At 62.8% G+C, this 25,156-nt stretch carries 24 protein-coding genes and 1 pseudogene; 10 read left to right on the top strand and 15 right to left on the bottom strand.

The window, feature by feature from the left end; all coding sequences use genetic code 11:
- Positions 1-2 precede the first annotated feature (2 nt).
- The 4 genes from ABEH27_RS05880 to ABEH27_RS05865 form a co-directional block, all read right to left on the bottom strand.
- Positions 3-383, bottom strand: coding sequence for a RidA family protein (locus tag ABEH27_RS05880; protein ID WP_043199829.1), 381 nt, complete (start codon positions 381-383; stop codon positions 3-5).
- Positions 384-406: 23 nt separating this feature from the next.
- Positions 407-2,515, bottom strand: coding sequence for a bifunctional GTP diphosphokinase/guanosine-3',5'-bis pyrophosphate 3'-pyrophosphohydrolase (spoT, locus tag ABEH27_RS05875; RefSeq protein WP_346612657.1), 2,109 nt, complete (start codon positions 2,513-2,515; stop codon positions 407-409).
- Positions 2,516-2,574: 59 nt separating this feature from the next.
- The gene (rpoZ, locus tag ABEH27_RS05870) at positions 2,575-2,838 is read right to left on the bottom strand and encodes a DNA-directed RNA polymerase subunit omega (RefSeq protein WP_012312123.1); all 264 of its coding nucleotides are present in this window, start codon (positions 2,836-2,838) and stop codon (positions 2,575-2,577) included.
- A 247-nt stretch (positions 2,839-3,085) separates the two neighbouring features.
- Positions 3,086-3,958: a LysR family transcriptional regulator gene (locus ABEH27_RS05865; RefSeq protein WP_346612656.1), complete on the bottom strand. Its 873-nt coding sequence runs from the start codon at positions 3,956-3,958 to the stop codon at positions 3,086-3,088.
- A 205-nt stretch (positions 3,959-4,163) separates the two neighbouring features.
- Here ABEH27_RS05865 and ABEH27_RS05860 point away from each other — a divergent pair, with 205 nt between their 5' ends.
- The 3 genes from ABEH27_RS05860 (at position 4,164) to ABEH27_RS05850 (ending at position 7,975) form a co-directional block, all read left to right on the top strand.
- A complete protein-coding gene (locus ABEH27_RS05860; protein WP_346612655.1) occupies positions 4,164-5,546 on the top strand; it encodes a glutamine synthetase family protein in 1,383 nt (460 codons plus the stop codon).
- Positions 5,547-5,550: 4 nt separating this feature from the next.
- On the top strand, positions 5,551-6,324 hold the full coding sequence (locus ABEH27_RS05855; RefSeq protein ID WP_346612654.1) for a gamma-glutamyl-gamma-aminobutyrate hydrolase family protein: 774 nt from the start codon (positions 5,551-5,553) through the stop codon (positions 6,322-6,324).
- Positions 6,325-6,436: 112 nt separating this feature from the next.
- Positions 6,437-7,975 (top strand): APC family permease, encoded by a 1,539-nt coding sequence (locus ABEH27_RS05850; RefSeq protein ID WP_346612653.1) that lies wholly within the window; start codon positions 6,437-6,439, stop codon positions 7,973-7,975.
- Between the two features lie 124 nt (positions 7,976-8,099).
- Here the strand turns inward: ABEH27_RS05850 and gmk are convergent, their stop codons facing one another.
- Positions 8,100-8,720: a guanylate kinase gene (gene gmk, locus ABEH27_RS05845; protein ID WP_346612652.1), complete on the bottom strand. Its 621-nt coding sequence runs from the start codon at positions 8,718-8,720 to the stop codon at positions 8,100-8,102.
- A 13-nt stretch (positions 8,721-8,733) separates the two neighbouring features.
- Positions 8,734-9,597 carry a YicC/YloC family endoribonuclease gene (locus ABEH27_RS05840; protein ID WP_346612651.1) on the bottom strand — a complete coding sequence of 288 codons (864 nt, stop codon included), beginning with the start codon at positions 9,595-9,597 and terminating at the stop codon, positions 8,734-8,736.
- Between the two features lie 230 nt (positions 9,598-9,827).
- On the opposite strand from ABEH27_RS05840, the gene rph reads away from it, so the two are divergent.
- A complete protein-coding gene (gene rph / locus ABEH27_RS05835) occupies positions 9,828-10,550 on the top strand; it encodes a ribonuclease PH (protein ID WP_346612650.1) in 723 nt (240 codons plus the stop codon).
- Between the two features lie 138 nt (positions 10,551-10,688).
- Here rph and ABEH27_RS05830 read toward each other — a convergent pair whose 3' ends face one another.
- A complete protein-coding gene (locus tag ABEH27_RS05830; protein WP_012312131.1) occupies positions 10,689-11,468 on the bottom strand; it encodes an exodeoxyribonuclease III in 780 nt (259 codons plus the stop codon).
- Between the two features lie 80 nt (positions 11,469-11,548).
- Here ABEH27_RS05830 and pyrE point away from each other — a divergent pair, with 80 nt between their 5' ends.
- Positions 11,549-12,190 carry an orotate phosphoribosyltransferase gene (pyrE, locus tag ABEH27_RS05825; RefSeq protein ID WP_014861506.1) on the top strand — a complete coding sequence of 214 codons (642 nt, stop codon included), beginning with the start codon at positions 11,549-11,551 and terminating at the stop codon, positions 12,188-12,190.
- 173 nt (positions 12,191-12,363) lie between these two features.
- Here the strand turns inward: pyrE and argB are convergent, their stop codons facing one another.
- From argB to coaBC, 4 genes and pseudogenes are all read right to left on the bottom strand, one after another.
- Complete coding sequence (gene argB, locus ABEH27_RS05820) at positions 12,364-13,269, bottom strand: acetylglutamate kinase (RefSeq protein ID WP_346612649.1); 906 nt, start codon at positions 13,267-13,269, stop codon at positions 12,364-12,366.
- Between the two features lie 30 nt (positions 13,270-13,299).
- Positions 13,300-14,667, bottom strand: a pseudogene (locus ABEH27_RS05815) (phosphomannomutase/phosphoglucomutase); the annotation flags it as partial.
- Between the two features lie 140 nt (positions 14,668-14,807).
- Entirely contained in the window at positions 14,808-15,263 is a 456-nt protein-coding gene (gene dut, locus ABEH27_RS05810) for a dUTP diphosphatase (RefSeq protein ID WP_346612648.1), read from the bottom strand.
- A 5-nt stretch (positions 15,264-15,268) separates the two neighbouring features.
- On the bottom strand, positions 15,269-16,480 hold the full coding sequence (gene coaBC, locus ABEH27_RS05805; RefSeq protein WP_346612647.1) for a bifunctional phosphopantothenoylcysteine decarboxylase/phosphopantothenate--cysteine ligase CoaBC: 1,212 nt from the start codon (positions 16,478-16,480) through the stop codon (positions 15,269-15,271).
- Between the two features lie 128 nt (positions 16,481-16,608).
- On the opposite strand from coaBC, the gene radC reads away from it, so the two are divergent.
- A complete protein-coding gene (radC, locus tag ABEH27_RS05800) occupies positions 16,609-17,289 on the top strand; it encodes a DNA repair protein RadC (protein ID WP_346612858.1) in 681 nt (226 codons plus the stop codon).
- A gap of 183 nt (positions 17,290-17,472) precedes the next feature.
- Here the strand turns inward: radC and ABEH27_RS05795 are convergent, their stop codons facing one another.
- Positions 17,473-19,062, bottom strand: a complete 1,590-nt coding sequence (locus ABEH27_RS05795; RefSeq protein WP_346612646.1) for an ABC transporter substrate-binding protein — start codon at positions 19,060-19,062, stop codon at positions 17,473-17,475.
- 360 nt (positions 19,063-19,422) lie between these two features.
- On the opposite strand from ABEH27_RS05795, the gene rpmB reads away from it, so the two are divergent.
- On the top strand, positions 19,423-19,659 hold the full coding sequence (rpmB, locus tag ABEH27_RS05790; protein ID WP_346612645.1) for a 50S ribosomal protein L28: 237 nt from the start codon (positions 19,423-19,425) through the stop codon (positions 19,657-19,659).
- 11 nt (positions 19,660-19,670) lie between these two features.
- The gene (gene rpmG, locus ABEH27_RS05785; RefSeq protein ID WP_003253507.1) at positions 19,671-19,826 is read left to right on the top strand and encodes a 50S ribosomal protein L33; all 156 of its coding nucleotides are present in this window, start codon (positions 19,671-19,673) and stop codon (positions 19,824-19,826) included.
- 68 nt (positions 19,827-19,894) lie between these two features.
- Here rpmG and ABEH27_RS05780 read toward each other — a convergent pair whose 3' ends face one another.
- Positions 19,895-20,098, bottom strand: a complete 204-nt coding sequence (locus tag ABEH27_RS05780; protein WP_346612644.1) for an I78 family peptidase inhibitor — start codon at positions 20,096-20,098, stop codon at positions 19,895-19,897.
- A gap of 81 nt (positions 20,099-20,179) precedes the next feature.
- The gene (locus tag ABEH27_RS05775; protein ID WP_346612643.1) at positions 20,180-20,539 is read right to left on the bottom strand and encodes a cupin domain-containing protein; all 360 of its coding nucleotides are present in this window, start codon (positions 20,537-20,539) and stop codon (positions 20,180-20,182) included.
- 196 nt (positions 20,540-20,735) lie between these two features.
- Here ABEH27_RS05775 and ABEH27_RS05770 point away from each other — a divergent pair, with 196 nt between their 5' ends.
- Positions 20,736-22,229: an aldehyde dehydrogenase gene (locus ABEH27_RS05770; protein WP_346612642.1), complete on the top strand. Its 1,494-nt coding sequence runs from the start codon at positions 20,736-20,738 to the stop codon at positions 22,227-22,229.
- 202 nt (positions 22,230-22,431) lie between these two features.
- Positions 22,432-23,571, top strand: coding sequence for an MFS transporter (locus tag ABEH27_RS05765; RefSeq protein WP_346612641.1), 1,140 nt, complete (start codon positions 22,432-22,434; stop codon positions 23,569-23,571).
- Between the two features lie 31 nt (positions 23,572-23,602).
- Here the strand turns inward: ABEH27_RS05765 and ABEH27_RS05760 are convergent, their stop codons facing one another.
- On the bottom strand, positions 23,603-25,153 hold the full coding sequence (locus tag ABEH27_RS05760; RefSeq protein WP_346612640.1) for a phospholipase D family protein: 1,551 nt from the start codon (positions 25,151-25,153) through the stop codon (positions 23,603-23,605).
- Positions 25,154-25,156 lie beyond the last annotated feature (3 nt).

The raw sequence follows: 25,156 nt of genomic DNA, 5'->3' as shown, positions 1-25,156 counted from the left end.
CATCACTCGATGACCAGGATGGCGTCCATTTCGACCTGGGCGCCTTTCGGCAGCGCGGCAACGCCAATGGCGGCGCGGGCTGGGTACGGCTGCTCGAAGTAGCGGCCCATCACTTCGTTGACCTTGGCGAAGTGGCTCAGGTCGGTGAGGAAGATGTTCAGCTTGACGATGTCCTTGAACGAACCGCCAGCGGCTTCGGCCACCGACTTGAGGTTCTCGAACACCTGCACGGTCTGGGCTTCGAAGCCTTCGACCAGCTCCATGGTTTTCGGGTCCAGCGGGATCTGGCCCGACATGTACACGGTGTTGCCGGCCTTGATCGCTTGCGAGTAGGTACCGATGGCGGCAGGGGCCTTGTCGCTGTTGATGACGGTCTTGCTCATGATGACTCCTTGCGGTTGGCGGACTACGTACGCATGCGGGTGATGCGGACCACGCCGGTAAGCGTACGCAGCTTCTTGATCACACGAGCCAGGTGCACGCGGTCGTGCACACTGACCACCAGTTGGACAACGCTGATGCGGCCGTCGCGTTCATCCATGCTGATCTTCTCGATGTTGCCGTCGGCGGCATTGACGCTGCTGGCCAGCAACGCAATCAGGCCGCGCTGGTGCTCCAGCTCGACACGCAATTCGACATTGAATTCGCCGGTGATGTCCTTGGCCCAGGAAAGCTGCACGCATTTCTCGGGGTTATGGCGGATTTCACTGATGTTGCGGCAGTTCTCCAGGTGCACGACCATGCCTTTGCCTGCCGACAGGTGGCCGACGATCGGGTCGCCCGGGATCGGCGTGCAGCACTTGGCGTAGCTCAACACCAGGCCTTCGGTGCCACGGATCGCCAGTGGGCCCTCCGGTGCCGGCAGCTGTTCGCCTTCGGCCGACAGCAGGCGGCGGGCGACCACATAGGCCATGCGGTTGCCCAGGCCGATATCTTCGAGCAAGTCTTCGATCAGCTCGAGGCGGTACTCGGCGAGGATCGCGTTCACACGCTCCTGCGGGATCTTCTCCAGGCTGCTGTCGAAGCCGGTCAGCACCTTGTTCAGCAGGCGCTCGCCGAGGCTGATCGACTCGGAGCGGCGTTGCTGCTTGAGCGCGTGGCGGATGTGCGTGCGCGCCTTGCCGGTGACCACGAAGTTGAGCCAGGCCGGGTTCGGCCGTGCGCCCGGGGCGCTGACGATCTCGACCGTCGAGCCGCTCTGCAACGGCTCGGACAGCGGCGCCAGGCGGCGGTTGATGCGGCAGGCGATGCAGCTGTTGCCGACATCGGTGTGCACCGCGTAGGCAAAGTCGACGGCGGTGGAGCCTTTGGGCAGCTCCATGATCCGGCCTTTGGGCGTGAAGACGTAGACCTCGTCGGGGAACAGGTCGATCTTCACGCTCTCGATGAACTCGAGCGAGTTGCCGGCACGCTGCTGCAGTTCGAGGATGCCCTTGACCCACTGGCGCGCGCGGGCATGGCTGCCCTTGGGCTGCTCGTCGTCATTGGATTTGTACAACCAGTGCGCAGCGATGCCGTTGTTGGCCATCTCTTCCATCTCGCGGGTGCGGATCTGGATTTCGATGGGCACGCCGTGCATGCCGAACAGCGTGGTGTGCAACGACTGATAGCCGTTGGCCTTGGGGATCGCGATGTAATCCTTGAAGCGCCCGGGCAGCGGCTTGTACAGGTTGTGCACGGCGCCGAGCACGCGGTAGCAGGTGTCGACCTTGTCGACGATGATGCGGAAGGCGTACACGTCCATGATCTCGGTGAAGGCGCGGCGCTTGCCGCGCATCTTCTTGTAGATGCCATAGAGGTGTTTCTGCCGCCCGCTGACTTCGCCCTGGATACCGTCGGCGGCCAGGCAGTTGGCCAGCGAGTGTTCGATCTTGGCGACGATCTCTTTGCGATTGCCGCGAGCGCTCTTCACTGCCCGGTGGATCAGCGATGACCGCATCGGGTGCATGGCCTTGAAGCCGAGGTCTTCGAATTCCACGCGCACTGTGTGCATACCCAGGCGGTTGGCGATGGGGGCGTAGATTTCGAGGGTTTCCTTGGCAATGCGTCGGCGTTTTTCGCCAGACAGCACTTCCAGGGTGCGCATGTTGTGCAGGCGGTCGGCCAGCTTGACCAGAATCACGCGGATGTCGCGGGCCATGGCCATGGCCATCTTCTGGAAGTTTTCGGCCTGCGCCTCGGCTTTGGTCTCGAAGTTCATCTGGGTCAGTTTGCTGACCCCATCGACCAGTTCGGCAACTGTCTCGCCAAACTGCTGGCTGAGGGCTTCCTTGGCGATGCCGGTGTCTTCGATCACGTCGTGCAGCATGGCCGCCATCAGGCTTTGATGGTCCATGTGCATGTCTGCGAGGATGCTGGCCACAGCCAGCGGATGGGTCACGTAGGGCTCGCCGCTGCGGCGGCGCTGCCCATCGTGGGCCTGTTCGGCGTAGAAATAGGCCCGGCGAACCAGGTTGACCTGTTCGGGGCCCAGGTAGGTCGACAGCCGTTCGGCTAAGGCTTCTATGCCCGGCATGGTTTCACCTCTTGCCGAGGAAGAGGGCCTTGTGCCGCGCGACGTCGACCAGGCATGGCTTAGACAGCCTCGTTGGACTCGTCCTCGAACGCGGCGAAGACCGGATCCTCGGTGACGATCTCTTCAGCAGCGATGAATTCGTTGGTGACGATGCCTTCGGCGATTTCACGCAGCGCAACGACGGTTGGTTTGTCGTTTTCCCATGCTACACGTGGCTCTTTGCCGCCGGTAGCCAGCTGACGGGCGCGCTTGGTCGAGAGCATGACCAGCTCAAAACGGTTATCCACGTGTTCCAGGCAGTCTTCAACAGTTACGCGGGCCATGGTCTTCCTCAGTAGCAAATGCGATGGGCTGCAGCCCAATATGGGCAGGCGGACTCGATAGTTTAAAAAATCACCAGCCAATAGGGAAGCGCTGTTTTGCCGGGTGGTTGCCTTGCAGACCTGTGGTGCTTGCTGCGTGGGCAAGCCCGCTGCCACAGGGGCAGTGTAAGTCAACAGGCCAGGGCCGATCCCTGCAGCAGCGGGCTTGCCCGCGAAAGGCCCGGAACAGACACCCTCATCTTGTATCTCACAACATCGCGCCACGCAACCGCGGTGTCAGTTCTTCGAACAATGTCTGCACCGATCGCAACGCGCGGCAATCCGGCCGGGTCAGCAGCCACAGCTGAGTGTCGCACCCGGCCAGTGGCCCGCTGAGGGCGTCGACACCGGGCAGGGCATGCACCATGTAGTCGGGCAGGGCCGCCACGCCCAGCCCGGTGCTTACCAACTGGGCGATGGTCGACATGCTGCTGCACTGGTAACGGGGGCTCAGCCCCGGGTATTGCTGGTTGCGCCAAACCACGGTGGGGTGGTCCTGCATCGAGTCGTCAGGGGCTATCCATGGCACGCTGGCATGCCCCTCGGCCAAGCGCTCGCGCCACTGCGGCTGGCCACAGATCACGTAGGACGTGGAACCCAGGCAGCGGCCGACCAGATGTTCCGGTGGCGTATTGGTCAGCCGCAGGGCGATGTCGGCATCGCGCCGGCTGAGGTTGGCAAAGGTGTTGGAGGTGCCCATTTCCAGCGACAGCGCCGGGTAATTCGGCATGAACTCGGCCAACGCCGGCAGCAGCAAGCTATGCATGACTGCTTCGGTACAGGTCAGACGAACGGTACCACTGACCACCTGCTCGCCACTGGTCATGGCGATGCGCGCGGCTTCCAGCGCCTGCTCGGCGCGTTCGGCCTGTTCGGCCAGGGCCTGTGCGGTGTCGGTCGGCAGGTAGCCTTTGCGGCTTTTGACGAACAGCGCGGTGCCGAGTGCCGATTCAAGCCGGCGGATCGAACGGAACACGGTCGAAACGTCGACTTTGAGCAGCTCAGCGGCCTTGGCCAATGAGCGCCCGCGCTCCAAGGCCAGGACCAACGAGAGGTCGGCATGGGTAATCTGATATTGCATTGGTGCACGCTCTGCTTGCCGAAATGCCAATGTCTGTTGCGTTGAGGCCATTTTATAGTGGAACCGCCCCTGGGAATCAATGCGCCCGGTCGGGTAACCAATCCCCACGATGGGAAAGTGAAAAAAACAACAGCTGCAACCATCGTCGCCCGTGAGGCGCCAGCCGTATCCCCACATCGCCGCAGCAAATCAAAGGATGTACACCATGACGTCGGTCACCCCGTGCGCCAGTTCTTCCAGCGAGATGAAAGACTTCCTCCAGGCCCATCCGGACACCCAGTACGTCGATCTGCTGATCTCCGACATGAACGGCGTGGTACGCGGCAAGCGCATCGAGCGGGCCAGCCTGCACAAGGTGTACGAGAAGGGGATCAACCTGCCGGCTTCGTTGTTTGCCCTGGATATCAACGGCTCGACGGTTGAAAGCACCGGCCTGGGCCTGGATATCGGTGATGCTGACCGCATCTGCTTCCCGATCCCCGGCACCCTGTGCAACGAACCCTGGCAGAAACGCCCCACCGCCCAGTTGCTGATGACCATGCACGAGATCGAAGGCGAGCCGTTCTTCGCCGACCCGCGCGAGGTGCTTCGCCAAGTGGTGAGCAAATTCGACGACCTGGGGCTGGATATCTGCGCGGCGTTCGAGCTGGAGTTCTACCTGATCGACCAGGACAACCTCAACGGTCGCCCGCAACCGCCGCGTTCGCCGATCTCCGGCAAGCGTCCGCAATCGACCCAGGTTTATCTCATCGACGACCTCGACGAATATGCCGACTGCCTCCAGGACATGCTGGAAGCGGCCAAGGAGCAAGGCCTGCCGGCCGATGCGATCGTCAAGGAAAGCGCCCCGGCGCAGTTCGAAGTCAACCTGCACCACGTGGCCGATCCGCTGAAGGCCTGCGACTACGCGATCCTGCTCAAGCGCCTGATCAAGAACGTCGCCTACGACCATGAAATGGACACCACCTTCATGGCCAAGCCCTACCCGGGCCAGGCGGGTAACGGTCTGCACGTGCATATTTCGCTGCTGGACAAGAAAACCGGCAAGAACATCTTCGCCCATGAAGACCCGCTGCAAAGCGATGCCCTGCGCCATGCCATCGGCGGCGTGCTGGAGACCATGCCGGCGTCGATGGCGTTTCTGTGCCCGAACATCAACTCGTACCGCCGCTTTGGCGCACAGTTCTACGTGCCGAATGCGCCGAGCTGGGGCCTGGACAACCGCACCGTAGCCGTTCGCGTGCCGACCGACAGCAGCGAAAACGTGCGCATCGAGCACCGGGTTGCCGGCGCCGACGCCAACCCGTACCTGATGCTCGCGGCCGTGCTTGCCGGCATCCACCACGGCCTGACCAGCAAGGTCGAGCCTGGCGCGCCGATCGAAGGCAATTCGTACGAGCAGCTGGAGCAGAGCCTGCCGAACAACCTGCGTGACGCCCTGCGTGCGCTGGATGACAGCGAAGTGCTCAACCAATACATCAGCCCGGACTACATCGATATCTTCGTGGCCTGCAAAGAAAGCGAACTGGCCGAGTTCGAAGTGTCGATTTCCGACCTCGAGTACAACTGGTACCTGCACACGGTGTAAGCCCATGAGCGCAAATGCGGTCCCCTTGATCGGTGTCAGCGCCTGCCGCCAGCAGGTGGGGAAGAACTCGTCGCACACGGTGGGCGACAAGTATGTCGAGGCGGCCGGCTTCGCCGGGCTTCCGCTGATCCTGCCGGCCCGCGATGGCGGCAGCGACACGCAGGCGCTGCTGGCCCAGCTCGACGGCATTCTTTTTACCGGCTCGCCTTCAAATGTCGAGCCGCATCATTACAATGGCGCCCCCAGCGCGGAAGGGACCCGGCACGATCTTGCTCGTGACAGGCTGACCTTGCCGCTGCTGCAGGCAGCCATTGCCGCCGGCGTGCCGGTGTTCTGCATTTGTCGTGGCTTTCAGGAATTGAACGTGGCCCTTGGCGGCAGCTTGCACCAGCGTGTGCAGGAGCTGCCGGGCTACCTGGACCACCGAGAACCTGAGGATGCACCCCTGGAGGTGCAATACGGCCCTCGTCACCCTGTCGGCATAGAGCCTGGCGGGGTGTTCGAGCGCCTGGGCCTGGCTGCGCAATTCGAGGTCAACTCGCTGCACAGCCAGGGCATCGACCGCCTGGCCCCGGGCCTGCGTGTCGAAGCACGGGCCCCGGATGGCCTGATCGAAGCGGTGTCGATGCCTGATGCGCCGGGCTTTGTCCTCGGCGTGCAGTGGCACCCGGAATGGCGTTTCGCCGAAAACCCGGTCTCCCTGCGCCTTTTCCAGGCGTTCCGCGAGGCCTGCATTGCCCATGCTGCTCGGGAGGTTTCACGCCGCAAGGCCGGTTGATGTCAGCCGCAAGTCCTGGATGACGCACCTCCCGCTGCACGCTTTCTATGAGTGAACGCAGGCCTGTTTGCAGGGCCTGCGAAAACAATACCAATATTTACGGCAAATACTCATGAGCAATTATTCAGAAGCCGGCCGCCCACCCGATGTGGCCGACTCGGGCAGCACTCAGCGCAGCAAAGGCTTGGCCAAAGGCCGACTCGGCCTGCTGGCCAGCGTGGTGTTGGGCATTTCCACGATCGCTCCGGTCTACACCCTGACTGGCGCCCTTGGCCCCACCGTGCGGGAGGTCGGTGCTCACCTTCCGGCCGTTTTCATCGTTGGTTTCCTGCCCATGCTGCTGGTTGCCCTGGGCTACCGCGAGCTGAACGCAGCGGAGCCTGACAGCGGTACTTCCTTTACCTGGTCGGCCCGCGCCTTCGGCCCAATGATCGGCTGGATCGGTGGTTGGGGGCTGGTCGTCGCCACCACCATCGTGTTGTCCAACCTGGCGGGCGTTGCCGTCGACTTCTTCTACCTGTTCCTTGGTCAGATCACCGGCAACTCCGGGCTGGCGGCCCTGGCGGACAACCTGCTGATCAACATCACGACCTGTTGCGTGTTCATCGCCATGGCGGTGTGGATCTGTTGCCGCGGCATGGCCACTACCATGACCGTGCAATATGGCCTGGTGGCGTTGCAGCTGCTGGTGCTGATCGGCTTCGCCTTCGCCGCCTTCGGCGAGACCACCGCGCCGCCGCCGCTGGAATTCGACTTCGCCTGGTTCAACCCGTTCGGGGTCGAGTCGTTCTCGGCCTTTGCCGCGGGGCTCTCGCTGTCGATCTTCATCTTCTGGGGCTGGGACGTGTGCCTGACTGTCAGCGAAGAATCGATAGGCAGCGACGAGGTGCCGGGCAAGGCGGCGACCTGGACGGTACTGCTGATTCTCGGCCTGTACCTGTTGACCGCCATCGCTACCCTGCAATTTGCCGGTATCAGCGAGCACGGCCTGGGCCTGAACAACCCGCGCATCCAGGAGAACGTCTTCGCTCACCTGGCAGGTCCAGTCATGGGGCCGCTGGCGATTCTGATGTCCATCGCGGTGCTGGCCAGCACCGCAGCTTCGCTGCAGTCGACCTTCGTCTCGCCGGCGCGCACCTTGCTTGCGATGGGCTACTACGGGGCGGTGCCAGAACGCTTTGCCAAGGTCTGCCCGCGCTCGCAGACGCCGCGCTACGCGACCATCTGCGCCGGCATTGCCGCAGGGCTGTTCTACGTGACCATGCGTACCCTGAGCGAAAACGTGCTGGCTGACACCATCACCGCGCTGGGCATGATGATCTGCTTCTACTATTCGCTGACGGCTTTCGCCTGCGTCTGGTACTTCCGCCACAGCCTGTTCACCAGCCTGCGCCACTTCTTCATGCGCGGCCTGTGCCCGCTGGTGGGTGGGGTGATCCTGTCGGTAATCTTCGTGCGCACCGCCATCGACAGCGCCTCGCCGGAATTCGGCAGCGGCTCGCATGTGGCAGGGCTTGGTTTGGTGTTCGTGATTGCGGCGATCATCTCTGCACTGGGCATCGTGCTGATGATGCTCTCGCGGATGCGCGCGCCGGCTTACTTCCTGGGGGCTACCCTGCGACAGCAGGCGACCCTGCAGTTGCAGGAATAAACGAAAGGGGCCGCTTTGCGGCCCAATCGCCGGCAAGCCGGCTCCCACAGTCATGGCAGTGTTGCATGTTCTGTAGGAGCCGGCTTGCCGGCGATTGGGCTGCAGAGCAGCCCCGTTCGCTCTATCAGGAAAGCAGTTCTTTCAGCAGCGCCCCGTGACGCTGCTGCTGTTTCTTCAGCAGCAACCGGTTGGCGACAAACACCGCCTTCAACTCCTCCAGCGCCGCGCCGAACTCATCGTTGATGATGACGTAGTCGTACTCGTCGTAGTGCACCATCTCGCTGACCGCTTCCTTCATGCGCCCGTCGATGATCGCTTCGCTATCCTGGCCGCGGCCGTCCAGACGATGGCGCAGGGCTTCCTGGCTTGGCGGCAGAATGAATACCGACAGGGCCTCAGGCATCAGCTTGCGGACCTGCTGGGCGCCTTGCCAGTCGATTTCGAGAATCAGGTCGAAGCCTTGGTCGAGGGTCTGCTGCAGCGCGCTGCGCGAGGTGCCGTAGAAGTTGCCGAATACTTCGGCGTGCTCCAGGAAGTCGCCCTGGTCGATCAGTGCCTTGAATTCTTCGTGAACGACGAAGTGGTAGTTCACCCCGTGCTGCTCACCCGGGCGCATGGCGCGGGTGGTGTGCGAGACCGAGACGCGGATCTGCTGGTCGTCCTTGGTCAAGGCCGTTACCAGGCTGGTCTTGCCGGCGCCGGATGGGGCCGAGACGATATAAAGGGTGCCGCTGCTGTGATTCATGGTTGGGGTGGCCTTACTCGATGTTCTGTACTTGTTCACGCATCTGTTCGATCAGCACCTTCAGGTTGACCGCCGCTTGCGTGCTACGCGGGTCGAAGGCCTTGGAGCCCAGGGTGTTGGCCTCACGGTTGAGTTCCTGCATCAGGAAGTCCAGGCGCCGCCCCGCAGCACCGCCGGACTTGAGCACCCGGCGTACTTCGTTGACGTGGGTGCTGAGGCGGTCGAGTTCCTCGGCAACGTCGCTCTTTTGCGCCAGCAGCACCATCTCCTGCTCCAGGCGCTGTGGGTCGAGCTCGGCCTTGAGGTCGCCGAAGCGGTCGATGATCTTCTGCCGTTGGGCTGCCAGCATCTGCGGGACCAGGGCGCGCAAGGTGGTGACCTCGGTGGCCATTTGGTCCAGGCGCTCGTTGATCAGCCTGGCCAGTTCCTGGCCTTCGCGCAGGCGCCCGGCCTTGAGTTCAGCCAAGGCTTCGTCGAACAGCGCCAAGGCTTCGGCATTGAGTGCCTGCGGGTCGCTGGCATCGGCCACCAGCACGCCCGGCCAGGACAGCACTTCCAGAGGGTTGAGCGGCGCCGGCTGCTTGATCAGGCCGGCCACCTCTTCGGCGGCGGCGACCAGTTGTGCAGCGCGTACGTGGTCGACTTTCAGCGGTTTGCCGTTGCTGTCTTCGTGCAGGCGCAAGGTGCACTCGACCTTGCCGCGCGACAGGCCTTGGCGCAGGCCTTCACGCACCGCGCCTTCCAGGTCGCGCAGGGCGTCGTGCAGGCGCAGGTGGGGTTCCAGGTACCGGTGGTTGACCGAGCGCAGTTCCCAGACCAGGGTGCCTTGGCTGCCTGCGCGCTCGACACGAGCAAAAGCGGTCATGCTGTGCACCATGGGGGGTACCTCGCGTAGATGAAGTGAACGGGGGGGCAGCCTTTTGGCTGCAAGGCGCAGGATTGTAGCGCAGTGGCGCCTTGGCGCCCAATCCGCCCATGTTACAGAGCCGCCATCTGGCAGGGGGAAAAGGCGACAGGCTGTCCGCGACGCGACAATAAGCATGTCCTCGCCGGGCAGCGGGCTCTATAATGCTGGGCAGATTCAAAGTCCCAGTACAGGTATCCCAGATGAAACGTCCAAGTGGTCGCGCCGCCGATCAGCTCCGCTCGATCCGCATCACCCGCAACTACACCAAGCACGCCGAAGGGTCGGTACTGGTCGAGTTCGGTGACACCAAGGTCATCTGCACGGTCAGCGTTGAAAACGGCGTGCCGCGCTTCCTCAAAGGTCAGGGCCAAGGTTGGCTGACTGCCGAATACGGCATGCTGCCGCGCTCCACCGGTGAGCGTAACCAGCGTGAAGCCAGCCGTGGCAAGCAGGGTGGCCGTACCCTGGAAATCCAGCGCCTGATCGGCCGCTCGCTGCGTGCCGCGCTGGACATGAGCAAGCTGGGTGACATCACCCTGTACATCGATTGCGACGTGATCCAGGCCGACGGCGGTACCCGCACCGCGTCGATCACTGGCGCCATGGTCGCGCTGGTCGATGCCCTGGCAGTGATCAAGAAGCGTGGCGGCCTGAAGGCTGGCAACCCGCTCAAGCACATGATCGCTGCGGTATCGGTGGGCATGTACCAGGGCGAAGCGGTGCTCGACCTGGACTACCCGGAAGACTCCGCTGCCGAAACCGACTTGAACGTGGTCATGACCAGCGCCGGTGGTTTCATCGAAGTGCAGGGTACTGCCGAAGGTGCGCCGTTCCAGCCTGAAGACTTCAACGCCATGCTGGCGCTGGCGCAAAAGGGCATGAACGATATCTTCGAGCTGCAGAACGCCGCGCTCGCTGACTGATTGATAGCAATTGGGGCCGCCTTGCGGCCCATCGCCGGCAAGCCGGCTCCAACAGCTACGGCGCATGACTTGAGGTCTGCGCGGTCGTTGTGGGAGCCGGGCTGCCGGCGATGGGGCGCGAAGCGGCCCCAATGCTTTTTAGATGGTCAACGTCCAGTCGTAGTCGACGATCAGCGGCGCGTGTTGCGAGAAGCGCGGCTGACGCGGCAGGCGAGCATTGCGCACGAAGCGGCGCAGGCCCGGGGTGAGGATCTGGTAGTCGAACCGGTAGCCCAGGTTGAGCATCTCGGCCTGTTCGTTGTCTGGCCACCAGCTGTACTGGTCGCCTTCACGGCTGACTTCACGCAGGGCATCCACGTAGCCCATGTCGCCAGTGATCGCATCCATCCAGGCACGCTCCGGCGGCAGGAAGCCCGGCGACTGCTGGCTGTCACGCCAGTTTTTGATGTCGAGCTTCTGCTGTGCCACGTAGAACGAGCCGCAGTAGATGTATTCGCGGCGCTTGCGGCGCTGCTTGTCCAGGTACTTGGCGAAGTCGTCCATCAACTTGAATTTCTGGTTCAAGTCGTCGTCGCCGTTCATGCCCGAAGGCAGCAGCAGGCTGGCAATACTGACTTTGTCGAAATCTGCTTGCAGATAACGCCCGTAGCGGTCGGCTGTCTCGAAGCCCAGGCCGGTGATGACTGCCTTGGGCTGCATGCGCGAGTAAAGCGCCACGCCACCTTGGGCGGGCACCTCCGCGTCGCAGGCATAAAGGAAATAGCCATCGAGCTGGAAAGCTGGGTCGTCGAGTTCAAAGGCCGAGGCGCGGGTATCCTGAAGGCAGATGACGTCGGCATTCTGGGCTTGCAACCAGCTGAGCAATCCACGCTCGGCCGCAGCCTGAATGCCATTTACGTTCACACTGATGATCCGCATAAATGGCCCCAAAAATCTCGTGCGTGTATGATACCCGAGCTCAACCCATTTAGCTAAATCCGTGGTGTCCGGGACTTTCCATGCAGCCGTATCAGCGCGACTTTATCCGTTTTGCCATCGATCGCGGCGTTCTGCGCTTCGGTGAATTCACCCTGAAATCGGGGCGTACCAGCCCGTATTTCTTCAATGCCGGCCTGTTCAACACGGGCTCCGCCCTGGCTGAGCTGGGTCGTTGCTACGCGGCGGCCATCGTCGACAGCAAGATCCCCTTCGACGTGTTGTTCGGCCCCGCCTACAAGGGCATCCCCCTGGCGGCGACCACCGCCGTGGCCCTGGCCGATCAGCATCAGCTCGACGTGCCATGGTGCTTCAACCGCAAGGAAGCCAAGGATCACGGTGAAGGCGGCAGCCTGGTAGGCGCGCCTCTGGCCGGTGAAGTGTTGATCATCGACGACGTGATCACTGCCGGTACCGCCATCCGCGAGGTCATGCAGATCATCAACGCCCAGCAGGCCAAGGCCGCTGGCGTGCTGATCGCCCTCAACCGCGAAGAGCGCGGCAATGGCGAGCTGTCGGCGATCCAGGAAGTGGAACGTGACTTCGGTATCCCGGTAGTCAGCATCGTTTCGCTGACCCAGGTACTGGAGTTCCTGGCTGATGACCCGCAGCTCAAGCAGCATCTGCCTGCTGTCGAGGCTTATCGGGCGCAGTACGGTATCTGATGCCGGCTCGGTAACGAAAAAGGCGACCTTTGCGGGTCGCCTTTTTTTGTATCTGTGCCTTTTCTGGCCCTATCGCCGGCAAGCCGGCTCCCACAATGATCCCCGCTGTTTTTTTGGTTCAGTGAGTTACCTGTGGGAGCCGGCTTGCCGGCGATGAAGCCAATGCAGACGAATCAGTGACGCTTGCGGTTGCTGATCAGGGTGCCCACGCCACTGTCTGTGAAGATCTCCAGCAAGACCGCATTCGGCACGCGGCCGTCGATGATGTGCGAGGTCGTTACGCCGCCCTGCACCGCATCCAATGCGCACTTGATCTTCGGCAGCATGCCGCCGTAGATGGTGCCGTCGGCGATCAGCTCATTGACCTGCTCGGTGGTCAGGCCGGTCAGCACCTGGCCTTGCTTGTCCATCAGGCCGGCGATGTTGGTCAGCAGCATCAGCTTCTCGGCTTTCAGTGCTTCGGCCACCTTGCCCGCAACCAGGTCGGCGTTGATGTTGTACGACTCACCGTTGGCACCCACGCCGATGGGCGCGATCACCGGGATGAAGTCGCCCTTCACCAGCATGTTGAGCAGGTCGGTATTGACGCTGACCACCTCGCCTACGTGGCCGATGTCGATGATTTCCGGCTGGGTCATCTCTGGCGTCTGGCGGCTCACGGTGAGCTTCCTGGCGCGGATCAGTTCCGCGTCTTTGCCGGTCAGGCCGATGGCGCTGCCGCCGTGGCGGTTGATCAGGTTGACGATGTCCTTGTTGACCTGGCCACCCAGCACCATTTCAACCACGTCCATGGTCGCCGCGTCGGTGACGCGCATGCCATCGATGAAGTGGCTTTCGATCGACAGGCGCTTGAGCAGGTCACCGATCTGCGGGCCACCGCCGTGCACGACCACCGGGTTGATGCCCACGGCCTTCATCAGCACGATGTCCCGGGCAAAGCCGGTCTTGAGCTCTTCGCTCTCCATCGCGTTGCCGCCGTACTTGATCACCAGGGTCTTGCCGACAAAGCGGCGGATGTAAGGCAGTGCTTCGGACAAAACCTCGGCTACATGGGAAGCGGCATCGCGATCGAGGGTCATGCAGGGCTCCTGTAAGGAACAGATAGTCGGTCAGAACGGCAGTTGCAGCTCAGGGGCAACCCGCAGCAACTGGGCGCGGAAAACATCCTTGATACGTTGCAATTCGGCGTCGCTTTCGGCCTCGAAGCGCAGTACCAGCACCGGTGTGGTGTTGGAGGCGCGTACCAGGCCCCAGCCCTGGGCGTAGTCGACCCGCACACCGTCGATGGTGGTCAGGCTGGCGTCGCCCCAGTCGGCGTCGCGTTGCAGTGCATCAATGATGCTGAATTTACCCTCGTCGGTCACATCAATATTGATTTCCGGCGTGGAAATATCGTTCGGGAACGCCGCGAACAGGCTTTCGGCGTCTTGCCCGGCCTTGCTGAGGATCTCCAGCAGGCGGGCGGCGCTGTAGATGCCGTCGTCGAAGCCGAACCAGCGTTCCTTGATGAAGATGTGCCCACTCATCTCGCCTGCCAGCAGCGAGCCAGTCTGTTTCATCTTCTTTTTGATCAACGAGTGGCCGGTCTTCCACATCAGTGCGCGGCCGCCGTGCTGTTCAATCAGCGGGGTCAGGCGGCGGGTGCATTTGACGTCGAAGATGATCTCGGCGCCTGGGTTGCGCGACAGCACGTCCTGGGCAAACAGCATGAGCAGGCGGTCGGGGTAGACGATGCTGCCGGTGTTGGTCACCACGCCCACTCGGTCGCCGTCGCCATCGAAGGCCAGGCCGATGTCGGCGTTGGTTTCCTTGACCTTGGCGATCAAGTCTTCAAGGTTTTCGGGCTTGCCCGGGTCCGGGTGGTGGTTGGGGAAGTTGCCATCCACCTCGCAGAACAGCGGGATGACTTCGCAGCCCAAGGCTTCGATCAGCTGTGGCGCGATCACACCGGCAGCGCCGTTGCCGCAGTCCACCACTACCTTGAGCTTCTTCGCCAGCTTCACGTCGGCAACGATTTGCTGGTAATAGCGCTGAAGGATCTCGACCTTTTCCACGCTGCCTTCGGCACGGGTCAGGTCGTTGGTTTTCAGGCGGGTCAGCAGGGCCTGGATCTGCTCGTTGGCCAAGGTATCGCCGGCGATGACGATCTTGAAACCGTTGTAGTCAGACGGGTTGTGGCTACCGGTAAGCATCACACCGGACTTGCCGGCCAGCACGTTGGCTGCGTAGTACAGCGCGGGTGTCGGCACCAGGCCGACGTCGCTGACTTGGCAACCGGCGTCGACCAGGCCTTGGATCAGTTGCTCGACCAACATCGGGCCGGACAAGCGGCCGTCGCGGCCAACGGAGATCTGTGGCTCGCCCTGGGCGAGGGTCTGGGCGCCGATGGCGCGGCCGATCCAGTAGGCGGTTTCGGCGTGCAGGGTCTTGCCGACCACGCCGCGGATGTCATAGGCGCGGAAAATGCTGTCAGGCAATGCGGGGACCAGGTGGGCCATATCGTTCATCTCTGGAAGCTCCATTAGTCAAAGGCTGTCTGGGCAGGCGCAAACTGAACGCTTGGACGGTGGTTTCGTCAGAGAGTTCGCCATCCATGGCCTGAACGTTCGACGGGCGGTCAGTGACTGCCGGAGTGGCCAAACCCGCCGCTGCCGCGCTGGCTTTCGTCAAACGCCTCGACGATGTCGAAATGCGCTTGCACCACCGGCACCAGCACCAGCTGGGCGATGCGTTCGCCGACAGCGATGGTGAATGGCGTGTTGCCGCGGTTCCAGCACGACACCATCAGCTCGCCCTGGTAATCCGAGTCGATCAGGCCGACCAGGTTGCCCAGCACGATGCCGTGCTTATGGCCCAGGCCCGAGCGCGGCAGGATCATGGCCGCCAAACCCGGGTCGCCGATGTAGATCGACAGGCCGGTAGGGATCAGCAGGGTCTGGCCCGGCTCGAGGACGGTGTCTTCTTTCAGCAGGGCGCGCAGGTCGAGGCCGGCAGAGCCGGGTGTGGCGTATTGCGGCAGCGGGAATTCGCTGCCCAGGCGTGGGTCGAGAATCTTGGCTTGAAGAGCGTGCATGGAGCTTATTGAACCTGATTGAGCCGTTCGGCGATGAAGGCGACCAGTTGCCGGGCAATTTTGCCCTTGCTGGTCTGCGCGAAGAGGGTCTGGTGCTGCTGGCGGTCGATCACGGTCAAGGCGTTCTCTTCGCTGTTGAAGCCGATGCTGGGGTTGGCCACATCATTGGCGACGATCAGGTCGAGGTTCTTGTCCTTGAGCTTGCGCGTGGCGTAATCGAGCAAATGTTCGGTCTCGGCGGCAAAGCCGACGCTGAACGGGCGGTCGTTGCGGCCAGCGATAGTGGCAAGGATATCGGGATTGCGCACCATCTGCAGCAGCATGCCGTCGCCGGTCGTAGGATCCTTCTTGAGTTTTTGCGTGGCAACCACCTCTGGGCGGTAGTCCGCAACTGCTGCCGAGGCGATGAACAGGTCGCATGGCATGGCCGCCTCACAGGCTGCGAGCATGTCCCGCGCGCTGACCACGTCGATCCGGTTGACCCGGTCGGGGGTCTGCAGGTGCACCGGGCCGGTGACGAGGGTCACCCGAGCACCAGCTTCAGCGGCCGCTTCGGCCAGGGCGAAACCCATCTTCCCCGAGCTATGATTGGTGATGTAGCGCACCGGGTCGATGTTTTCCTGAGTCGGGCCGGCGGTGATCAGCACGTGCTTGCCGGTGAGCGCCTGGCGCTTGAAGCTTTCGGCGGCGCACCAGGCCAGGTCGGTGGCTTCGAGCATGCGGCCCAGGCCCACGTCGCCGCAGGCCTGGCTGCCGGACGCCGGGCCGAACACCTGGATGCCACGGCCCTTGAGCACCTCCAGGTTGGCCTGGGTGGCCGGGTCGCGCCACATCGCCTGGTTCATGGCCGGGGCCACGGCCACGGTGGCGTCCGTGGCCAGCACCAGGGTGGTCAGCAAGTCGTCGGCCATGCCTTGGGCCATGCGTGCCATGAGGTCGGCGGTAGCCGGGGCAATCAGCACCAGGTCGGCCCACTTGGCCAGTTCGATGTGGCCCATGGCCGCTTCGGCGGCGGGGTCGAGCAGATCCATGTGTACCGGGTGGCCGGACAGCGCCTGCAAGGTCAGCGGGGTGATGAATTCAGCACCACCGCGGGTCATGACGACGCGCACTTGCGCGCCGTGCTCCAGGAGACGGCGAATCAGTTCGGCGCTCTTGTAGGCGGCAATGCCGCCCCCTACGCCGAGAACGATGCGCTTGCGATACAGCCGCTGCATAGGCTTGCCTTTTTCCAGTGAGAGCGGGCGGCGACGAACAAGACTGCCTGCGGCAGAACGTCGCATGTACGAGGCGAAATAGATTAACACAGGGCCCAAACGTGCCGCAGCAGGACCAAGGAGCAGGGATGAATATCAGGGAGTGGCCGGTTGATGAACGGCCGAGGGAGAAGCTGTTGTCGCGAGGGGCGGTGGTGTTATCGGATGCCGAACTGGTGGCCGTGTTGCTGGGCTCGGGCGTGGCCGGGCGTAACGTGCTGGACCTGGCGCGCGGGCTGCTGGTGCGGTTTGGAGGGCTGCGGCAATTTCTTGAGGCGGATCGCGAAGCCGTTTTGCGCGAGCCTGGCCTGGGGCCGGTGAAATACGCGCAGTTGCAGGCGCTGCTGGAAATTGGCCGACGTTATCTGGATGAAGGCATCGAGCGCACGCCTGTTCTGGAAAGCCCAGTGGCGGTGCGGCGTTACCTGAAGGCCATGCTGCGCCATGAGACCAGTGAAGTGTTCGGTTGCCTTTTTCTGGATACCAAGCATAGGCCGCTGGCGTTCGAGATCCTGTTCAGGGGGACGATTGACAGGGCCAGCATCTACCCGCGCGAAGTAGTGCGCCGGGCGTTGCTGCACAATGCGGCGGCGTTGATTCTTTGCCACAACCACCCTTCGGGGAACAGCGAGCCGAGCCAGGAGGATGTGCACATGACGCTATCGTTGAAGCGCGCGTTGGGGCTGATCGATGTGCGGGTACTCGATCACATCATTGTCGGTGATGGGGAGCCGTTGTCGATGGTCGAGCAGGGGTGGATTGTTGCTTAGCGGTGTCCATGTGCCGGCCTCTTCGCAGGGCAGGCCCGCTCCCACTCCCCGCAGGGAAGGGTGGAGAACCTGTGGGAGCGGCTGAAGCCGCTCCTACAGGATCCCCGCCAAATCAGTAAGTTAGCGTTTACTCTGTGGGAGCGGGCTTGCCCCGCGAAAGGGCCAGTGCAGGCGCCCTCGGACTCAGCGGTTTACCGAAACCTTGCTGAAATCCAGGCGCCCGAACGGGCTCACCTGATACCCTTCGACCCCGTCACGCAACAGCGTCGCTGCCGTCGGGTGCGCCAGCGGCACCCACAAAGCCTGCTGCTGAATCAAGGTCTGCGCCTGCTGGTAAAGCCGACTGCGCACGCTCTGGTCGTTGGTGGTACGGCCGGCACTGATCAGCTGATCGAGGCGGTTGTCGCAAAACCGCGCGAAGTTGGTGCCCGACTTGACCGCTGCGCAGGAAAACTGCGGGCTGAGGAAGTTGTCCGGGTCGCCGTTGTCACCGGCCCAGCCCATGAACAGCAGGTCATGCTCGCCCGCTTTGGCCCGGCGTATCAGCTCGCCCCATTCGATCACGCGGATCTCGGCCTTGATGCCGATCTTGCCCAGGTCTGCCTGCAGCATCTGCGCGCCCAGGCTCGGGTTGGGGTTGAGCAGGCTGCCCGACGGGCGGGTCCAGATAGTGGTGCTGAAACCATCGGCAAAGCCGGCCTTGGTCAACAGGGCCTTGGCTTTGTTCAGGTCCTGCGGGTAGCCGGGCAGGTCCTTGGCGTAGCTCCAGGTGTTGGGTGGGTAGGGGCCATTGGCGGCGGTGGCAGTGTCTTCAAAAACGGTCTTGAGGTAGGCCTGCTTGTCGAAGGCCAGGTTGATGGCCTGGCGTACTTCGGGCTTGTCCAGCGGCGGGTGTTCGCTGTTGATGGCGACGAAGGCAGTCATGAAGGCAGGCGTGGTCGCGACCTTGAGGTTACCGTCCTTGCCCGCTTCGGCGATGTCCAAGGGCTTGGGCGACAGGGCTACCTGGCATTCGCCGCGCTTGAGCTTTTGCAAGCGCACGTTGGCATCGGTGGTGATCGCGAAGATCAGCGGGTCGACGGCAGGTTTGCCGTCGAAGTAGTCAGGGTTGGCGCGGTAGCGCACCACGGCATCCTTCTGGAAGCGCTGGAAGACGAACGGGCCGGTGCCGATCGGCTGGCTGTTGAGTTTTTCCGGCGTACCGGCCTTGAGCAGCTTGTCGGCGTATTCGGCGGAGTAGATCGAAGCGAAGCCCATGCTCAGGGTGGCCAGGAAAGTGGCGTCGGCGTGGCTCAGGGTGAAGCGCACGCTGTTCGGCTCCGTCGCATCGATCGACTTGATCAGGCTGCTCAGTTGCAACGACTGCGCGTGCGGGTAGCCACCTGGCGCGGTCTTGTGCCAGGCGTGGGCGGGGTAGAGCATGCGCTGGAAGCTGAACAGCACGTCGTCGGCGTTCAGTTCACGGGTTGGCTTGAAGTACGGCGTGGTGTGGAATTTGACGCCATCGCGCAGCTTGAAGTCGTAGGTCAGGCCGTCAGCCGAAACCGTCCAGCTTTGCGCTAGGCTGGGTACGACCTTGCCTTGGGTGGCGTCGAACTCCACCAGCCGGTTCATCAGCACGTCTGCCGAGGCATTGGTGGTGGTCAGCGAGTTATACTGGACCACGTCGAAGCCTTCGGGGCTGGCTTCGCTGCAGACACTCAGCGGGGCTGCCTGGGCGATGCCGGCGGCAAACAGGGAGGTAATCAATAAGGAAAAGGCGGCGGCACGCATCGTGACTCCTTGGCTGTCAGTGGCCCATCTGCCAGTGCAGTCTGGAAACGTCCTACCCTAGTGCGCGGATCAGCAAATGACCACCCTCTTTTTCTGCCGGTTGGCGACGAGTGGTCGACAGCGCGGCGAGCCAGTCGCTATGCTGCTCGCGCACCATTTGTCTCAGCTAGATGCTCATCATCTGTTGTTGCAACGCAGTCTTTCTGGTATAAAGCAGCGCTCTTTTCTAGGGGCTCGGCCTGTCGCATCAGCGGATCCGGTCGATAAGACCTCCAGAATCACGGCGCCTGGCGCCAAAGACTGAGAGATTAAGCGGCCAACCCATGCCGGGTTGGGCATGTGGTTTTAGAGGGCTGAGTCATGTCGAGAGTCTGTCAAGTTACTGGTAAGGGTCCAGTAACCGGGAACAACATTTCCCACGCAAACAACAAAACCCGTCGTCGTTTCCTGCCAAACCTGCAGCACCACCGTTTCTGGGTTGAAACCGAGAACCGCTTCGTGCGTCTGCGCGTTTCTGCCAAGGGCATGCGTATCATCGACAAGCGCGGCATCGACGCCGTTCTGGTTGACATCCGTAAAGCTGGCGCCAAGGTTTAAGGGAGAACATCATGCGTGAATTGATCCGTCTGGTTTCGAGTGCCGGTACCGGCCACTTCTACACCACCGACAAGAACAAGCGCACCACCCCGGACAAAATCGAGATCAAGAAATATGATCCGGTTGTTCGCAAGCACGTGGTGTACAAGGAAGCCAAGATCAAGTAATTGATCGGCGACCTGAAAAAAAACCCGCATCCGAAAGGACGCGGGTTTTTTTATGCTTGCGCAACAGGTCAGCCGAAACCGAAGCCCTGGATCAGGCAGCTGGCGTCGGTGTTGATGTGAATGCGATTGGTGTCGTATTCCTTGGTGGTCATTTCGTTGGGCCCCACGACCCTAGCGCGGCCTGTGATTTCAGAAATGGTCGCTTTTACCGAGGGCTCGTATGGGGTGCCGATCAGGTGTGCCAGGGCTTGCAGGACTTGTTCGTTGTTCATGATGACTTCCTTTGAAAGAGGATGGCCCGAAGCGGGCAGAGCTATCCTCTTTCAGTGCTGCGTGAAGCATGAGCTACATAATTATTTCTGCTCGAACATCACATAGATCTTGCGGCACGGCTCCAGTACCTCCCAAGTGCCCTTGAAGCCCGCCGGGATGACGAACCGATCACCCGCCCGCAGGGTCTTGGCGCCGCCATCCTGGTCGCGCAGCACCGAAACGCCTTGAACGATCTCGCAATACTCGTGCTCGGTGTAGCTCACGGTCCATTGCCCCACTTCGCCTTCCCAGACGCCTGCCGCAAATTGGCCGCAAGGGCTGGAGTAGTGGTTGTAGACCGCCTGATCCGGCTCGCCCTTGAGGATTTTTTCCGCCGCTGGGCGGTAGCGTTCGGCCTCGGTGAGGACCTGGGCGAAGTCGATGATGCTGGCGATGCTCATGGTGCGGCTCCTGTTGTTGTTTAATAAAATGCACATCAGTAGGCATTTAGGCCTTTCGTGTCAAATATATTGATAGTTTACACGGCCTGGTTTAGGGTATCGCTTGCCAGTGTGCGCTTGTCGCCCGGCCAGAATTCTGACAACGCCTGTGAGTCCTCAGTGCGGCGTTGCACCTAAACAAGAGGAGGAGTTTCGTATGACCACCCTGACCCGTGCGGACTGGGAACAACGTGCCCAGCAACTGAAGATCGAAGGCCGTGCCTTCATCAACGGCGAATACACCGACGCCGCATCCGGTGAAACGTTCGACTGCCTGAGCCCGGTCGACGGACGCTTCCTGGCCAAGGTCGCCAGCTGCGACCTGGCCGACGCCAACCGCGCCGTGGAAAACGCCCGCGCCACCTTCGACTCCGGCGTCTGGTCGCGCCTGGCCCCGGCCAAGCGCAAGGCCAAGCTGATTCGCTTCGCCGAACTGCTGCGCAAGAACGTTGAAGAGCTGGCGCTGCTCGAAACCCTGGACATGGGCAAGCCGATCGGCGACTCCTCCAGCATCGACATCCCAGGCGCGGCCCAAGCCCTGCACTGGAATGCCGAAGCCATCGACAAGGTCTACGACGAAGTCGCGCCAACCCCGCACGACCAGCTGGGCCTGGTTACCCGTGAGCCAGTGGGCGTGGTCGGTGCCATCGTACCGTGGAACTTCCCGCTGCTGATGGCCTGCTGGAAACTCGGCCCGGCCCTGGCCACCGGTAACTCGGTGGTGCTCAAGCCATCCGAAAAATCCCCGCTGACCGCCATCCGCATCGCTCAGTTGGCCATCGAAGCCGGCATCCCGGCCGGTGTGCTGAACGTGTTGCCGGGTTACGGCCACACCGTGGGTAAGGCCCTGGCCCTGCACATGGACGTCGACACCTTGGTGTTCACCGGTTCGACCAAGATCGCCAAGCAACTGATGATCTACGCCGGCGAATCCAACATGAAGCGCATCTGGCTGGAAGCCGGCGGCAAGAGCCCGAACATCGTCTTCGCCGACGCGCCGGACCTGCAGGCCGCTGCCGAAGCCGCTGCCAGCGCCATCGCCTTCAACCAGGGCGAAGTCTGCACTGCGGGTTCGCGCCTGCTGGTCGAGCGTTCGATCAAGGACAAATTCCTGCCGTTGGTGGTCGAGGCCCTCAAAGGCTGGAAACCGGGCAATCCACTGGACCCGCAGACCACCGTCGGCGCGCTGGTCGACACCCAGCAGATGAACACCGTGCTGTCGTACATCGACGCCGGGCACCAGGACGGCGCCAAGCTGCTGGCCGGTGGCAAGCGCATCCTCGAAGAGACGGGCGGTACCTACGTCGAGCCAACCATCTTCGACGGCGTGACCAATGCCATGAAGATCGCCCAGGAAGAAATCTTCGGCCCAGTGTTGTCGGTGATCACCTTCGACACCGCCGAAGAAGCCATCGCCATCGCCAACGACACCCCGTACGGCCTGGCCGCTGGTATCTGGACCTCGGACATCTCCAAGGCCCACAAGACCGCCCGCGCCGTGCGCGCTGGCAGCGTCTGGGTCAACCAGTACGACGGCGGCGACATGACCGCGCCGTTCGGTGGCTTCAAGCAGTCGGGCAATGGCCGTGACAAGTCGCTGCACGCACTGGAGAAGTACACCGAGCTGAAAGCGACCTGGATCAAGCTGTAATACCAGGGGGCCGCGTTGCGGCCCAATCGCCGGCAAGCCAGCTCCCACAGGCTCTTCGCAGCCCTCAAGGCCTCCGATGTACCTGTGGGAGCCCGGCTTGCCGGCGATGGGCTGCACAGCAGCCCCAACAATAGCCGGGTCGGCTCACGCTGCCCCGGCTTCGTCGTTTTTGCTGTTCACGAATTCTGCCTGGGAGGCTGCAATGCGTTGGGGGACCTACTTCGCCGTACTGGCATCGGTGCTCAGTGTCGGGCTGGCGCTTGGTGTGAGCATGCCGCTGGTGTCCCTGCGCCTGGAGGCCTGGGGCTATGGCAGCTTTGCCATCGGCGTGATGGCCGCGATGCCGGCGCTGGGCGTACTGATTGGTGCCAGCCTGGCCAGTCGCCTGGCCGGTTGGGTCGGCGTGCCTTCGGCCATGCGCCTGTGCCTGTGGGGCGGGGCGTTGTCGATTGGCCTGCTGGCCTTGCTGCCGAGCTACCCGTTGTGGCTGGCGCTGCGCTTATTGATCGGCATGTCGCTGACCGTGGTGTTCATTCTCGGCGAAAGCTGGATCAACCAGTTGGTGGTCGAGCAGTGGCGTGGTCGGCTGGTGGCGCTGTATGGCAGCAGCTATGCCTTGAGCCAACTGGCCGGGCCGCTGGTGCTGGGCTTTCTCGGGTCCGACGATGACTTCGGTTTCTGGGCCGCGACCGGCCTGTTGCTGCTGGCGCCCTTGTTGCTGTTGGGGCGCGGCGGTGCGCCGAGCACCGAGGCGTGCAGCGTTACCTTCCGCGATCTGTTTGCCTTCTGCCGTCGTCTGCCAGTGATCGCCTGGGCGATTGCATTGTTCGCTTCTTTCGAAGCCATGATCCTCACCCTGTTGCCGGTGTATTGCCTGCAGCAGGGGTTCAGCACCGAGCTCGCGCTGTTCATGGTCAGCACGGTGGTGGTCGGTGACGCGGTGCTGCAGCTGCCCATTGGTGCGTTGGCCGACCACATGTCGCGGCGCACGCTGTTCACCGGTTGCGCGGTCACCTTGCTGTGTTCCAGCCTGGCGATTCCGCTGCTGCTGCACACGCCGGTGATCTGGCCGTTGTGGGTGCTGTTCGGGGCCAGTGCCGGTGGTTTGTTCACCTTGTCGCTGATACTGATCGGCGAGCGTTATCGGGATGATGCGCTAGTGCGCGCCAACGCCCATGTGGCGCAGCTGTGGGGTATAGGCTGCCTGTTGGGGCCGTTGCTGGCCGGTGCGGGGAGCCAGTGGCTCAGCGGTCATGCGTTGCCGCTGCTGATGGCTTTCGGGGCGGCGGGGCTGGTGGTGTTGACCCGCCGTCGTGGCGCCTTCGAACCTGCCGCTGCCTGATGTCCTGTGGGGCGCAAAGCGCCCACGGCAGCTACAGCATCTTCTCCAGACCGACCGCCTTGCTGATCCACGCATTGAAACGCCGCCACAGCCCGCCGGGCTCTGCCGTCAGTGTGTGCAGCTGGCCGTTGTCCTCGGTCACCCAGACCAGGTTGTCATCTGCCAACCTGACCTGATAGCTCAGCGCTGGCGCCATACCCTGCAAGGCCAGCTCGCGGGTGTATTCGGCCAGTTCCGGGCTGTCCACCAGCACGCCCACCTCGGTGTTCCACAGCACCGAGCGCGGGTCGAAGTTGAACGAGCCGATGAACGTCTTGCGCCGGTCGAAGACGATCGCCTTGCTGTGCAGGCTCGAATCGGAGCTGCCACGGAAGCTCAGCCGGCCGGCGCTGGGGTCGCCAGGCTGGCGCCGCAGCTCGAACAGCTGCACGCCGTGCTCGAGCAGCGCCCGGCGGTACGGCGCATACCCACCATGCACCGCCGGTACATCGGTGGCTTCCAGCGAATTGGTCAGCAGCCTCACCGACGCCCCGGCGTCGGCACGGCCAGTCAGGTACAGCAGGCCTGGCTCCCCCGGCACGAAGTAGGCTGATACCAGGATCAGCTCCTTGTGCACGCTGGCCAGGTCCGGCGCCAACTGCTGGCTCATCAACAGGTGCGGGTCCGGCTCGTCATCGGCCAGCACCTTGCTCGGCGCATCCCAGAGTGCCGAGCTGTGGGCCCAGATCAGCTCGTTGCGCCAGACATCCAGGCGCGGTTGGGACTGGTAGGCCATCAAGCGGTCATACAGCGCCTTGCGTTTTACCCGTGCCTCGGCCAGCGATACCTCCAGACGATGGCGGCTGGCGCGCAGGTCGTCAGCGTCAGGCTGCTGCCAGAGGAAGTCACCGATAGGCCGGCTGAGGGCGCTGTTCCAGTACTGGTCGAAGCCGTGCCCGAGCTGTTCCGCGACCGGGCCCACGCCGAGCATGTCGATGTCGGTGAAGTTGAGGTTGGGCTCGGCATCGAAATACTCGTCGCCCAGGTTGCGCCCGCCGACGATCGCCATGCTGCTGTCCACCAGGAACAGCTTGTTGTGCATGCGCCGGTGCTGGCGCGACAAATTGAATAGACGGCCCACCGCCCGGGTGGCGCCGGTGCTGCGGCCCAGGTGCAGCGGGTTGAACACGCGGATCTGGATATTCGGATGGGCGTCGAGGGTGCCCATGATGGTGTCCAGGCCATCACTGGTGGTGTCGTCGAGCAGGATGCGCACGCGCACACCCCGGTCGGCGGCGCGCAGCAGTTCGTGAACAAGGGCGCGGGTGCTGAGGCCATCGTGCACGATGTAGTACTGCAGGTCGATGCTCGCCTGAGCGTTGCGGATCAGCTCGGCACGGGCGCGGAAGGCCTCGTTGCTGTTGGGTAGCAGGCGAAAGCCGGAGCGCCCTTCATAGGGGGCGGCCTGGCGCAGCACCGAGCGGCCGAAGGCAGAATCCTTGGCCGGTAGTGCCTGGCTGGTTTCGCGGGGCATGCCGACGCTGGCGCAGCCTGCAAGGCCGAGCAGCACCAGCAGCAGAGGCAGAGCTCGCTGGAGTCTCAAAGG

This window comes from Pseudomonas sp. P39-UII1 (genome assembly GCF_039672635.1).
GTDB lineage: Bacteria > Pseudomonadota > Gammaproteobacteria > Pseudomonadales > Pseudomonadaceae > Aquipseudomonas.
This window is presented reverse-complemented; position numbering and strand designations above follow the sequence as displayed.

What these genes read in the sequence shown, in the direction of transcription:
- rpoZ (WP_012312123.1), bottom strand. Translation starts at nt 2,838, where the DNA reads ATGGCCCGCGTAACTGTTGAAGACTGCCTGGAACACGTGGATAACCGT.
- spoT (WP_346612657.1), bottom strand. Translation starts at nt 2,515, where the DNA reads ATGCCGGGCATAGAAGCCTTAGCCGAACGGCTGTCGACCTACCTGGGC.
- rpmG (WP_003253507.1), top strand. Translation starts at nt 19,671, where the DNA reads ATGCGTGAATTGATCCGTCTGGTTTCGAGTGCCGGTACCGGCCACTTC.
- ABEH27_RS05865 (WP_346612656.1), bottom strand. Translation starts at nt 3,958, where the DNA reads ATGCAATATCAGATTACCCATGCCGACCTCTCGTTGGTCCTGGCCTTG.
- gmk (WP_346612652.1), bottom strand. Translation starts at nt 8,720, where the DNA reads ATGAATCACAGCAGCGGCACCCTTTATATCGTCTCGGCCCCATCCGGC.
- dut (WP_346612648.1), bottom strand. Translation starts at nt 15,263, where the DNA reads ATGCACGCTCTTCAAGCCAAGATTCTCGACCCACGCCTGGGCAGCGAA.
- ABEH27_RS05765 (WP_346612641.1), top strand. Translation starts at nt 22,432, where the DNA reads ATGCGTTGGGGGACCTACTTCGCCGTACTGGCATCGGTGCTCAGTGTC.
- ABEH27_RS05795 (WP_346612646.1), bottom strand. Translation starts at nt 19,062, where the DNA reads ATGCGTGCCGCCGCCTTTTCCTTATTGATTACCTCCCTGTTTGCCGCC.
- ABEH27_RS05840 (WP_346612651.1), bottom strand. Translation starts at nt 9,597, where the DNA reads ATGGTGCACAGCATGACCGCTTTTGCTCGTGTCGAGCGCGCAGGCAGC.
- ABEH27_RS05880 (WP_043199829.1), bottom strand. Translation starts at nt 383, where the DNA reads ATGAGCAAGACCGTCATCAACAGCGACAAGGCCCCTGCCGCCATCGGT.
- ABEH27_RS05775 (WP_346612643.1), bottom strand. Translation starts at nt 20,539, where the DNA reads ATGAGCATCGCCAGCATCATCGACTTCGCCCAGGTCCTCACCGAGGCC.
- ABEH27_RS05830 (WP_012312131.1), bottom strand. Translation starts at nt 11,468, where the DNA reads ATGCGGATCATCAGTGTGAACGTAAATGGCATTCAGGCTGCGGCCGAG.
- ABEH27_RS05780 (WP_346612644.1), bottom strand. Translation starts at nt 20,098, where the DNA reads ATGAACAACGAACAAGTCCTGCAAGCCCTGGCACACCTGATCGGCACC.
- ABEH27_RS05855 (WP_346612654.1), top strand. Translation starts at nt 5,551, where the DNA reads ATGAGCGCAAATGCGGTCCCCTTGATCGGTGTCAGCGCCTGCCGCCAG.
- ABEH27_RS05860 (WP_346612655.1), top strand. Translation starts at nt 4,164, where the DNA reads ATGACGTCGGTCACCCCGTGCGCCAGTTCTTCCAGCGAGATGAAAGAC.
- argB (WP_346612649.1), bottom strand. Translation starts at nt 13,269, where the DNA reads ATGACCCTCGATCGCGATGCCGCTTCCCATGTAGCCGAGGTTTTGTCC.
- rph (WP_346612650.1), top strand. Translation starts at nt 9,828, where the DNA reads ATGAAACGTCCAAGTGGTCGCGCCGCCGATCAGCTCCGCTCGATCCGC.
- rpmB (WP_346612645.1), top strand. Translation starts at nt 19,423, where the DNA reads ATGTCGAGAGTCTGTCAAGTTACTGGTAAGGGTCCAGTAACCGGGAAC.
- pyrE (WP_014861506.1), top strand. Translation starts at nt 11,549, where the DNA reads ATGCAGCCGTATCAGCGCGACTTTATCCGTTTTGCCATCGATCGCGGC.
- coaBC (WP_346612647.1), bottom strand. Translation starts at nt 16,480, where the DNA reads ATGCAGCGGCTGTATCGCAAGCGCATCGTTCTCGGCGTAGGGGGCGGC.
- ABEH27_RS05850 (WP_346612653.1), top strand. Translation starts at nt 6,437, where the DNA reads ATGAGCAATTATTCAGAAGCCGGCCGCCCACCCGATGTGGCCGACTCG.
- ABEH27_RS05770 (WP_346612642.1), top strand. Translation starts at nt 20,736, where the DNA reads ATGACCACCCTGACCCGTGCGGACTGGGAACAACGTGCCCAGCAACTG.
- radC (WP_346612858.1), top strand. Translation starts at nt 16,609, where the DNA reads ATGAATATCAGGGAGTGGCCGGTTGATGAACGGCCGAGGGAGAAGCTG.